Raw genomic sequence first — 10,338 nt, forward strand, 5'->3', positions numbered from 1 at the left:
CCTTGGCGCCGCGCCCGGTTTCGGGCGAAATGGCGCGGTGGATGACGAGGATGGAGGCCATGGAGAGGACCTATGCCCGGGCGATGCTGCTGGCCGGACTGACCCTGATCGGGGCGGGCTTTCTCGGCTTCGCCCTGTTCCAGGCGCTTCGGCCGCTGATCGGCGACGGTCTCGCCGCCGCGATCACGGGCGCGTTGTTCGTCGCCCCGGCCATCGTCCTCGGCCTTCGGGAGCGAAAGCCGGCCCCCGTCGCGGCGACGGCGGCGAAGGCCATGGCCGCGACCGAGGCCCAGCTCCAGACCCTGGCGCAGAACGCCGCCGACAATCCGCTGACCGCGGCGGCGACCTCCGCCCTGAACACATTCGCCGGCGCGCTCGATCCCCGACGCCGACGAGACTAGATTCGCGTCAGCCCGGCCAGGCGACGGTGCGGCCCTCGAACAGTTTCAGGATGATGTCGGGTACCGGGATCGCCTTTCGCGCCTTCATGTCGAAATAGACGGCGATGATCTCGACGGTGGCGACCGGCTCGCCGGTCCGCTCGTTCAGCATCCAGTGGAAGAAGCGTAAAGTGCGCCCGACGGTGCCCGAAGCGCCGGAGCGCAGCACGACGACATCACTGGCCGCCAGCGGCCCCGACCAGCGGATGCGATAGTCGAGGGCGGCGGAGCCGATGTGGCGCGCGCGCAGGGCCTCGGCCGCGGTGTCCTCCGACGCGATCAGATGGCCGACGGCCTCGGACAGGCGGCCGATGAAGGCGCGGCGTCCGAACATGGCGCCGGCGCGCAATTCGTCGGGCTTTACTATGCTGACCCCGGTCTCGATGAGGCCGAGGGCGCGGGCGCGCTCCAGCGAGACGCCGTCGAGCGCCGCCACGGGCTCGGGCAGGTCGGGGGCGCCCAGCTCGGCCGGCGCGACCAGGGCCGCTTCGCCCGCCCGCATGACGGCGGGGGGCAGATGGCCGATGGTGACATCGATGGTGGCGGCGACGGCGGCGCTGGGCGAATGATACATGACATGGCGCAGGCGCAGGGCATCGCCCGCATGGTCGACGCCGATGACCGCGCTTTCGATCCAGAGCGCGGCGCCGACGCGGGACTCCTTGCGAAAGACGATCTGTTCCGCCCGCGTGTGCGGCTCGCCCTCGCCAAGGCCGAGGCGGGCGAGCAGCACCGCTTCCGCCTCGTCGAATTTGGCACCGTAGAACTGCACGTTCATATGGCCCATCTGGTCGCATTCCCAGGCGTCGGTGCCGCCGCGCCAGGTGACCTTGATGTTCTCGTTCTTGCTCATGATGTCAGTCCGATCAGGGCGGGCAATTGCCGCATGTCGTCGAAAACCTCGGCACCGGCCGCGCGCAGCAGGGCGGCATCGGTCTCGCGCGAAAAGCCGAGGGCGCGCATCCCGGCGGCGACCGCGCCGGTGACGCCCGGCACGCTGTCCTCGACGACGACGCAAGCATGCGGGTCATGGCCCATGCGCGCGGCGGCGTGAAGGAACAGGTCGGGCGCCGGTTTGCCCCGCGTCACCTCGACGGCGGAAAACAGCCGGCCGGCGAAGAGGGGGGCAAGGCCGGTCAGGCCGAGGGTCAGCGCCATCTTGTCCGGCGTGCCCGAGGAGGCGACGCAGGTGGCGATGCCGGCCGCCTGCACCGCCTCGACCGCCGGCCCGACATGGGGCACGGCGGCAAGGGTTTCCCGGAAACGGGCATGGGTGATCGCCTGCACTTCGGGCAGCCATCGGGGGGTGAGGGCGGCGCCGGTCATCGCCTCGATCCGGGCCATCACCGATGTCATCGACAGGCCGACGAATTCGCGCCGGCTACCGGCTTCGTCCATGTCGTGCCCGAGACGGGTCACCGCCTCGGCCAGGACCTGGTTGGCGATGCCCTCGGAATCGACGAGGACGCCGTCGCAGTCGAAAATCACCAGTGATGGACGCAAGACCACATTCCCCTGACCAACCTCAATAGTCGTCATCCCGGCGCAGGCCGGGATCTGGCGCAAGTAAGGGCGCCTTCTCGTCCAAAGGTCCCGGCCTGCGCCGGGACGACGAGAGTTGAACCAGTCTACAGCCCCAGCTGCCGCGCGGCGAGGTCGCGCATGATTTCTTCCGAGCCGCCGCCGATGGCATTCACCCGCACCTCGCGGTAGATGCGTTCGGTCTTCACGCCGCGCATGTAACCGGCGCCGCCCAGGATCTGCATCGCCTCGCGGGCGCAGAATTCCATGGTGGTGGTGGCCTGGTTCTTCAACATGCAGATCTCGGCGACGGGGGCATCGCCCTGTTCGATGCGCCAGGCGAGATTTTCCAGCATGCATTGGGTGGCGTGGACGCGCTGGGCCATGTCGACGATCTTGTGGCGGATCACCTGATGATCGGCGAGGCGCTTGCCGAAGGTCATGCGCTGCCGGGCCCAGGCCAGGGATTCTTCAAGGGCGACGCGGGCGAAGGCATTGGCCCCGGCGGCGAGGGCGATACGCTCGCCGTTGAAATTGCGCACGATGCCGAGGAAGCCGGCATTCTCCGGGCCGATCAGGTTTTCCGCCGGCACGCGCACATCGTCGAAATGGATGGCGGCGGTATCGGACATCCACCAGCCCATTTTCTTCAGGGGCGTGCGGGTGATGCCCGGCAGGCTGGTGTCAATGAGGAGAAGCGAAATGCCGCCGAAGCCCTTGCCGCCGGTCCGCACCGCCGTCGTGATGTAATCGGCCCTGATGCCGGATGTGATGAAGACCTTCTCGCCATTGACGATGTAATCGTCGCCCTCGCGCCTTGCCGTCGTTTTCAGGTTGGCGACATCGGAGCCGCCGGAGGGTTCGGTGATGGCGAGGGCCGAAATCTTCTCGCCGTTCAGGATGGCGGGCAGCACCCGCGCCTTCATCTCGTCGCTGCCGAGGGCGGCAATGGGCGGCGCGCCGATGCCATGGCTCATCAGGCTGGCGATCAGGCCGCCGCTGCCGGCCCTCGCCAGTTCCTCGGTCGCGATGATCATGTGGAACAGGTCGGTATCCTCGATCCCGCCGTAAGCCTCGGGAAAGCCGAGGCGGAGCAGGCCGATCTCGGATGCCTTGGCGTAAAGCGCGCGCGGGAAGCCGCCGGCCTCGTCCCATTCATCGACATGGGGCGCGATTTCCGCCTCGACCCATTTGCGCAGGGTCTCGCGGAAGCTGCGATGCTCCGGCCGGTAATAGGGGCTGGGCACTTCGCGCAGCAGGGTATCGAACAGGGGCTGATCGGTCACTTGTCTCTCCTCCGCTCGCCGGCCGGGCCGACGATTTGTCATTTTGTCGCCAAGACTGCCCCGCGCGTAAGGCCCGCGCAAGGACAAGGCAATGACGTCGCGGCCGTGGACGTGACGGCCGTCACCGACCGGGCGGGGGCGATGTGACAGGCTGACTGGGTCCGATTCGCGCAGGTGATTCATGCGTCGCTCCGCCTCCCTTCTTCTTGCCGCCCTTGCCCTGTTCCCGCCCGTCGCGGGGGCGGCGGCGCGGGATCTTCTCGCCCCCCGGGTCGATTACGTCGCGACCTATATCCTGCAGCCGGATGGCGAGACCATGCGCATGGCGCATCACGCCTCGAGGATCCGCATCGATACGTCGAGCGAGGGCGAGGCGGCGACGATCATCATCGATCCCGCCGCGCAGGCCATGCTGATGCTGACCCAGGGCATGGCCATGCGGATGGACATGCGCGAGCGGATGCCCGGCATGTCCTTCAAGGACAGCGGCGCCAGCCTCGCCACCGATATCAGCGTGAAGCCGCAAGCCCTCGGCACCAAGGTGATCGCCGGCCTGACCTGCACTGTCTATGACGCCATCTGCGGCGCCGGCACCGGCGAGCCAGTGCATTCGCTGGTGTGCCTGACGCCGGACAATGTCATGCTGGAATCCGTCTCGAAGGATCAGGGACGCACGATCACCCTGACGGCGACCGCGGTCGAGATCGGGCCGCAGGATCCGGCGCTGTTCGCCGCGCCGCCGGGCACGCAGGTCATGGACATGTCGCGGATGATGGGCGGCATGGGGGCGATCCCGGGCCAGTGACCGGGAACAAGCGGGCGCTGGCGGCTTTGATCTACATAAGGGCGCCCAAGCCTGGCGGCCCGGATGGAGGAGATACCATGCGACGCCCTATTCTTATCGCCGCCGCGCTTGCCGCCCTTGGTGCCGCGCCCGCGTTTGCCGATCCGCTGCCCCTGCCCAAGGTCGATTACGCCGTCACTTATCAGGTGCAGCCGGGCGGCCAGGTCATGAACATGGCCCATCACGCCGGCATCATGCGGGTCGAGATGAATGAACAGGGCCAGGCCATGATCGGCCTGATGAACCTGCATACCAACAAGACGACGGTCCTGATGACGGCGCCGATGAAGATGGCGTTCGAGATGGACATGAACGACCCGCTGCCCGGCATGGCTGGCCCCGCCGCCGGTATGAGCCCGCAGCAGATGATGACCGAAGGCGACGTCACCCTGACCCCGATCGGCAGCAAGACCATCGCGGGGCACAATTGCACCTATTACGACGCGGTCGGCACCCTGGGCAAGGACCGGGCGGAATCCAAGGTCTGCCTGACCCCGGACAATGTCCTCCTCTATTCCGAGGCGGTTGATCAGGGCAAGACCTACATCCTGACCGCGACCCATGTCGCCCTCGGTCCGCAGGACCCGTCCCGGTTCCGCGTGCCGCCGGGCACCCAGGTCATGCCGATGCAGATGATGCTGCAGGGCATGGGCGGGATGCCGGGCATGGTCGCGCAGTAGAGCCTCTTCCGTTTCGAGGTCCCGGCCTTCGCCGGGACGACGCCGCTGAAATTTCGTCACCCCGGCGAAGGCCGGGGTCTCGTGACGGCCCGGCCTATCGCGGATCGAAGCTGTTCTGCCCGCCCGACGTGGTGACCTTGCCCTTGCGGCCGATGGCTTCGCCGTCGAGCAGCAGGTCGAAGACGTCGGCATCCGACGGCGTGTTGGCGACGAAGCGGCTGCCGTCGTCCAGCCGGCCGATGACGATCGCCATATAGGGCGCGCCGTCGCGGCCATGGACGACGGTATAGGTCTCGATCTTCGCACTGCCTTGCGGCTCCAGCGCGATGGCGGGCTTCGGCTCGGTGTCGATCTCGGCCTGATAGAGGGCGGGATCCTTGCGGGCGAAGGGCTTCGAGGGCGCTTCCGTCGAATAGATGCCGGCGGAATGTTTGGTCACATACCAGCCATTGGCGGTGACGAGGCCGTAGTCGCCCGGGTGCGCCCGCAGGCGCTGGGCCATCTCGGCGATGGAATGCATGACGTAGTTGTTCCCCGGCCCGCCGAAATAGGGCAGGCCGCCGGTCACCGTCAGGGGAATGTCGTCGACTTCCGGCAGGGCCAGTTCCTGCTTGGCGATCTGCACCGCCGAGGGGAAGCAGGAATAGATGTCGAAGTGGCGCATGTCCGCGACGGTCTTGCCGGCCATGGCGAAGGCTTCGCGGCCGACACGGGAAATCGCCGGGCTGGAGTGGTAATTCACCCGCTCCAGCACGAACCAATGGTCCTTGGCGTCGGCGCAGCCGTGCAGATAGACCCATTTGTCCTTGGGCACGCCCAGGCGCTTCGCCTCCGCGACCGAGGTCATGATGACGGCGGCCGACTGGTCGACCTCCATGATCGCATTGACCAGCTTGGTGTAGGGATAGCCGACGAAGCGGTTCTTGGCGGTCGGCGTCGCCAGTTCCTCGGCGCTGCGCTCGATCGGGAACCAGGCGAGGGGGTTCTGCGCCGCGACCTTGGTGAAGGGCGCGAATAATTCGCCGATCTTCAGGAGATGGGCCTTCAGGCTGCGGCCGCGCTTGGCGCGCAGCGCATTCTCGAACATCGGATAGACGTTGACCGGCGGGAACATGCCATGGGCCAGCTCGGTGGGGAGGGAGCCGTTGCGGTCTTCCTCGGTCAGGGTGATCTGGCCATAGGGCAGGTCGATGCCCATCCGCTGCGCCCTGGTGATGGTTGACAGCACCTCGACGCCCGACAGCAGGGCGAGCTTGCAGGTGCCCTTGGCGATCTTCTCGGCGGTCTCGTTCACCAGCATCTGGGGCGAGTTGCCGCCCACCGCCGTGTGCTGGCGGTCGGCGGGATGGGCGCCCAGAAGGTCGGCCAGATTGCCGACCGGGTCGGCGTAATTGCCCGACATGAAGCGGACGACCGCCAGCCGGTCGATGGCGGCGAGCTGTTCCGGCGTGAGCCCCGCGTCGTCGGCGGCGAGACGGGCGGCGGCGGCCATCATCTCGATCGGGCCCTTGGCCTCGCGCGGCTCGACATCCTTCTGGGTGATCTGGCCGACACCGATCAGGACAGGCGTCAATTCCTCGGACATAAGCAACTCCCCTCGTTATCTTTGTTGTTGTTGGTTCAGCGCAATTCGGAAATCGGCGCTTCGGTCCGGTCGTAGCCGGCTTCGGCGGGCACCACGAGAACCTGACCGGACGGCCGCTCCTCCAGCCAGGGTTTGACCGTGACGATGGAACTCGTCGCGGCCCGTGCGATGGCGCCGGCCGTGGTGATGTCGCGGGCGAGCACCGACAAGTTCATCCGGGTCGGAAAGATCACCGAACGCTTGCCGGCCACCGCGTCCTCGATGGCCGCCAGCGGGTTGATCCAGATGCTGTCCACGGTTTCGCCGCCGTCGTGCAGGGCGAGCTGATCGGCCGGCGCCGTCGCCAGGAAGAAATGGGTATCGAAGCGTTTCGGCATGAAATCGGGCGTGACCCAATGGGAAAAACGGGTCAGCCGGTCGAGGGCGAGGTGCAGGTCCTCCGCCTCGATCATGTCCAGAATGCCGATCTCGCCTTTCGCCATGGGCGCCCGCCAGCGCGTTTCCAGCGCGGCCAGGCGCGTTGCGTCCACGAGGGCATCGCTGCCCACGGGCCGCGCCAGCAACACGCCGCATTCCTCGAAGGATTCGCGAATGGCGGCGATGGCGAAGGGCGTGAGGTCGGCCCCGATCAGGGGGTTGGGGGCGAGGCGGGGCAGAAGCTCCGGCGCGTGATCCCTCGCGTCCAGCTTGCCGCCGGGGAAGACCAGGGCGCCCCCGGCGAAATCGATCTGGTGGTGGCGCTGGACCATGAAGACTTCAAGCCCGCCCACGCCGTCGCGCAGCAGAAGGACCGTGGCGGCGGGCAGCAGGCGGGCTTGCGTCATGGTGATCAGGCCTTGATGACGGCTTTGCCGTTGTTGATGGCGATAACGTCGCGTTCGACGATGCGTGTGCGGAACGAGATGACGTCGCCGTCCTGCCACATCTGGGTTTCCAGCGTCTCGCCCGGGAACACGGGGGCGGAGAAGCGGGCGTTGAACTCGATGACGCGGGTCGGGTCGAAATCGCAATAGGCTTCGACGACGGCCCGGCAGGCATTGCCGTAAGAGCACAGGCCGTGAAGGATCGGCCGGGGGAAGCCCGCCATGGCCGCGAAATTCGGATCGGCGTGCAGCGGGTTGCGGTCGCCCGACAGGCGGTAGATCAGGGCCTGGGACTCCAGCGTCTTGTAGGCCACCGCCTTCTCGAAGGCGCGCTCGGGCAGCTTGTGGGGCTCCGGCCCACCGCCGGCCGGGCCGCCGAAGCCGCCATCGCCGCGCGCGAAAATGGTCATGCCGAGGGTGATCAGCAGCTTGCCGGTCGCCTTGTCGCGGATCTCGTTCTCCGCGAGGACGATCGCGCCCTTGCCCGCGCCCTTGTCATAGCAACCGATGACCTTGCCGGTGCATTCGATGATGCCTTCGGCCGGCAGCGGGGCATGAACCTTCAGGCGTTCCTCGCCATGGACGACCATGATGAAGTTGATGCCGGCATCGCCCAGCAGCGTATTGTCCCAGGCGACGACGGTCGCCTGCGTCGGCAGGACCTTCAGGCCGTTCTCGTAGACGAAGGGCAGCTCGTTGGCATTCAAGGGGTCGATCCCCATGCCGAGGCCCAGGGCATAAAGCATGGTTTCGCGGTCGGTATAACTGACGGTCCAGGGGCCGGAGGTCAGCTTCATGATCTTGTCGTAGTCGATCGCCACAGTCTCTCTCCTCGGGTTTTTATGGTGATTTATTGGGTCAGCAGGGCGCCGGTGCGATGGGCGAGGGGCACCGGCCCCGCGATCTTGGCCGCCGGCAGGCCGGGCCGCGCCAGCGGATGGCCGGTGCGGGCGAAGAGCACGCCCGACGCCCGGGTGATGAGCGGCGTGCGCGTGCCCGTGACGGGATCGACGATCTCGGCGATCAGCTCGCCGGCCTCGACCCTGTCGCCCGCCTCATGGTGGAAAACGAGGACGCCGCCCACCGGGCATTCCAGGATATCGGTGCCCGACAGGGGCGTGCCGTCGCAACTGGCGGCGGGCAGGGGGCCGGGATCGCCCGCGATCACGCCCCGCCGCTGCAACAGGCGGAACAGGGCGGCGGCATCTTGCGTGGCGAGGCTGTCGGACACATCGCGGTCGCCGCGCAACTCCACCGTCGCCGACAGACAGGCGGGCGGGATCGGGCAATCGGGGAAACGCTGGGCGAGTTGCCACCAGATGCCGCCCACCGCCTCGTCGAAGGGCTCGCCGCCCGATACCTCGGCGGTGAGGGCGGCCCTGGCGTCCAGCTCGAAGGCGAGGTCGGCGGCCGAAGGCCACAGCGGCGTGCCGAGATAGACATGCATCACCGCGACATCGTCGCAGTGCAGGTCGAGGGCGATATCCGCGTCGACCGCGCGCCTCATCAATTCGAGGCGCAACTGCTCGACCTCGGTCTTCGGCACCCGGGCTTCGAGCTGGCGGCGGCATTCGGCGCGGATCAGGTCGATATTGCCGGCGGCATCGTCCGACAGACGCTCGGCGACCGCATCGCCGACGCTTGTCGCGAGGTCCGGGTAATGGCGGTTGAAATTGCCGAGACTGTCGAATTCGAAGCGGCCGGCGTGCTTGCCGAACAGATATTGCGACAGGCCGATGGGATTGGCCGTCGGCACCACCTGAATCTCGCCCAGAATCGCGCCGGATTCGCCCGCCGCGTCGATGAGGGGCAGCAGATGTTGGACGACGAGAAGGCCGGGCAGCTCATCGGCATGAAGCCCGGTCTGGATATAGGCCTTGGGGCCGCGGCCGGGGGTGCCCCAGCGGTGCACGGTCAGGGTCCGGCGGGTGCCCGGGCTCGACGATAGAAGCGCGATCGTTTCTGTCTGCCGCTGCTGCTTCACGACGCCTTGCTCCTTCATCCGGTCCGCTTTCGTGCAACGCTCGCTTGGCGCTGTCAAGCCGGGTGGCGGCGACGTCGCGTCCGGCAGGCCCCTTCGCGGGGGGCTTCTGATCGGCGCGCCGCCGTGCTAGGCCAGAAACAAAACGAGGAGAGAAAAACCATGGCCTATCAGACCTTCGACCTGTCGGTAAAAGACCATATCGCCCACCTGCAACTGAACCGCCCGGGCGAATTGAACACGATGACCCCGGCCTTCTGGAGCGAGATCAAGTCGATCTTCGAGACGCTGGAGCAGGATCCGGCGGTGCGCGTCGCCGTGCTGTCCTCGACCGGCAAGCATTTCACCGCCGGCATGGACCTGTCGGTCTTCGCCAGCCTCGCCCCCACGATCGCCGACGAAGCCCGCAAGCGCGAGGAGCTGCGCCGCAAGATCCTGAAGCTGCAGGATTGCTTCTCGATCATCGAGCGGATGCGCTTTCCGGTGCTGGTGGCGATCCAGGGCGGCTGCATCGGCGGCGGCGTCGATCTCGTTACCGCTTGCGATGCGCGCTACATGACCCGGGACGGCTTCATCCAGATCGCCGAAATTAACATCGGCATGACTGCCGACGTCGGCACCCTGCAGCGCCTGCCGCGTCTGATCCCGGAAGGCGTGGTGCGCGAACTGGCCTATACCGGGCGCCGCTTGGGTGCGGAGCGGGCGCTGGCCCTCGGCCTTGTGAACGAGGTGTTCGAGGATCACGAGGCGCTGCTGGCCGGCGTGTTCAAGATCGCGGGCGAAATCGCCGGGCACAGTCCGCTCGCCGTCGCCGGCACCAAGGAGATGCTGAATTTCACCCGCGACCATTCGGTCGCCGATGGGCTGAACTATATCGCGACCTGGAACGCCGGGATGCTCATGGGCAACGACATGCCGGAAGCCCTGGCCGCCCGGATGCAGAAGCGGAAGCCCGAATTCGAAGCCCTGCCGCCCGCGACCAAAAGCCTGATCTGACCGGCGCCCTGTCCTGATCGAGATCCCGGCCTTCGCCCATAGGCGCTAAGATAATGGATTCCCCTTTCTGGCTGATTGTGATTCAAGCTTTGAATGGACATCAGCGTCGACGATCACGATTGGCCGTTGGTTGTTTCCCGCA

At 67.1% G+C, this 10,338-nt stretch carries 11 protein-coding genes; 4 read left to right on the forward strand and 7 right to left on the reverse strand.

The features are described 5' to 3' along the window. Positions 1 to 59: 59 nt before the first annotated feature. Positions 60 to 401 (forward strand): hypothetical protein, encoded by a 342-nt coding sequence (locus WAZ62_RS16570; protein ID WP_422644642.1) that lies wholly within the window; start codon positions 60 to 62, stop codon positions 399 to 401. A 7-nt stretch (positions 402 to 408) separates the two neighbouring features. Here the strand turns inward: WAZ62_RS16570 and WAZ62_RS16575 are convergent, their stop codons facing one another. The 3 genes from WAZ62_RS16575 to WAZ62_RS16585 all read right to left on the reverse strand — a co-directional run bounded on the left by WAZ62_RS16575 (position 409) and on the right by WAZ62_RS16585 (position 3,247). After that, on the reverse strand, positions 409 to 1,293 hold the full coding sequence (locus WAZ62_RS16575) for a thioesterase family protein (protein WP_422644643.1): 885 nt from the start codon (positions 1,291 to 1,293) through the stop codon (positions 409 to 411). Then, positions 1,290 to 1,943, reverse strand: coding sequence for an HAD family hydrolase (locus tag WAZ62_RS16580; RefSeq protein ID WP_422644644.1), 654 nt, complete (start codon positions 1,941 to 1,943; stop codon positions 1,290 to 1,292). Before WAZ62_RS16580 ends, WAZ62_RS16575 begins: the two co-directional genes overlap by 4 nt. Before the next feature lie 125 nt (positions 1,944 to 2,068). Further along, positions 2,069 to 3,247: an acyl-CoA dehydrogenase family protein gene (locus WAZ62_RS16585; RefSeq protein WP_422644645.1), complete on the reverse strand. Its 1,179-nt coding sequence runs from the start codon at positions 3,245 to 3,247 to the stop codon at positions 2,069 to 2,071. Between the two features lie 181 nt (positions 3,248 to 3,428). Between WAZ62_RS16585 and WAZ62_RS16590 the strand changes: the two genes are divergently transcribed. Next, a complete protein-coding gene (locus tag WAZ62_RS16590) occupies positions 3,429 to 4,052 on the forward strand; it encodes a hypothetical protein (protein WP_422644646.1) in 624 nt (207 codons plus the stop codon). Between the two features lie 77 nt (positions 4,053 to 4,129). Next, positions 4,130 to 4,771: a hypothetical protein gene (locus WAZ62_RS16595; protein WP_422644647.1), complete on the forward strand. Its 642-nt coding sequence runs from the start codon at positions 4,130 to 4,132 to the stop codon at positions 4,769 to 4,771. A 94-nt stretch (positions 4,772 to 4,865) separates the two neighbouring features. Here the strand turns inward: WAZ62_RS16595 and WAZ62_RS16600 are convergent, their stop codons facing one another. From WAZ62_RS16600 to WAZ62_RS16615, 4 genes are read right to left on the reverse strand one after another with little or no spacing between them, the layout of a single operon-like run. Then, a complete protein-coding gene (locus WAZ62_RS16600) occupies positions 4,866 to 6,356 on the reverse strand; it encodes an acetyl-CoA acetyltransferase (protein WP_422644648.1) in 1,491 nt (496 codons plus the stop codon). 35 nt (positions 6,357 to 6,391) lie between these two features. Next, a complete protein-coding gene (locus WAZ62_RS16605) occupies positions 6,392 to 7,180 on the reverse strand; it encodes an NUDIX hydrolase (RefSeq protein ID WP_422644649.1) in 789 nt (262 codons plus the stop codon). Positions 7,181 to 7,185: 5 nt separating this feature from the next. Then, on the reverse strand, positions 7,186 to 8,040 hold the full coding sequence (locus tag WAZ62_RS16610; RefSeq protein ID WP_422644650.1) for a MaoC/PaaZ C-terminal domain-containing protein: 855 nt from the start codon (positions 8,038 to 8,040) through the stop codon (positions 7,186 to 7,188). 29 nt (positions 8,041 to 8,069) lie between these two features. Continuing rightward, entirely contained in the window at positions 8,070 to 9,221 is a 1,152-nt protein-coding gene (locus tag WAZ62_RS16615) for a succinylglutamate desuccinylase/aspartoacylase family protein (protein ID WP_422644651.1), read from the reverse strand. A gap of 141 nt (positions 9,222 to 9,362) precedes the next feature. On the opposite strand from WAZ62_RS16615, the gene WAZ62_RS16620 reads away from it, so the two are divergent. Beyond that, positions 9,363 to 10,196, forward strand: a complete 834-nt coding sequence (locus WAZ62_RS16620; protein WP_422644652.1) for a crotonase/enoyl-CoA hydratase family protein — start codon at positions 9,363 to 9,365, stop codon at positions 10,194 to 10,196. Positions 10,197 to 10,338: the final 142 nt, after the last annotated feature.

The organism is Zavarzinia sp. (genome assembly GCF_049306435.1).
Taxonomy (GTDB): Bacteria; Pseudomonadota; Alphaproteobacteria; order Zavarziniales; family Zavarziniaceae; genus Zavarzinia.

Bases quoted from the DNA above. Each gene is read 5' to 3' on its own strand.
- WAZ62_RS16570 (WP_422644642.1), top strand. From the start codon at position 60: ATGGAGAGGACCTATGCCCGGGCGATGCTGCTGGCCGGACTGACCCTG.
- WAZ62_RS16575 (WP_422644643.1), bottom strand. From the start codon at position 1,293: ATGAGCAAGAACGAGAACATCAAGGTCACCTGGCGCGGCGGCACCGAC.
- WAZ62_RS16590 (WP_422644646.1), top strand. From the start codon at position 3,429: ATGCGTCGCTCCGCCTCCCTTCTTCTTGCCGCCCTTGCCCTGTTCCCG.
- WAZ62_RS16595 (WP_422644647.1), top strand. From the start codon at position 4,130: ATGCGACGCCCTATTCTTATCGCCGCCGCGCTTGCCGCCCTTGGTGCC.
- WAZ62_RS16600 (WP_422644648.1), bottom strand. From the start codon at position 6,356: ATGTCCGAGGAATTGACGCCTGTCCTGATCGGTGTCGGCCAGATCACC.
- WAZ62_RS16605 (WP_422644649.1), bottom strand. From the start codon at position 7,180: ATGACGCAAGCCCGCCTGCTGCCCGCCGCCACGGTCCTTCTGCTGCGC.
- WAZ62_RS16615 (WP_422644651.1), bottom strand. From the start codon at position 9,221: ATGAAGGAGCAAGGCGTCGTGAAGCAGCAGCGGCAGACAGAAACGATC.
- WAZ62_RS16620 (WP_422644652.1), top strand. From the start codon at position 9,363: ATGGCCTATCAGACCTTCGACCTGTCGGTAAAAGACCATATCGCCCAC.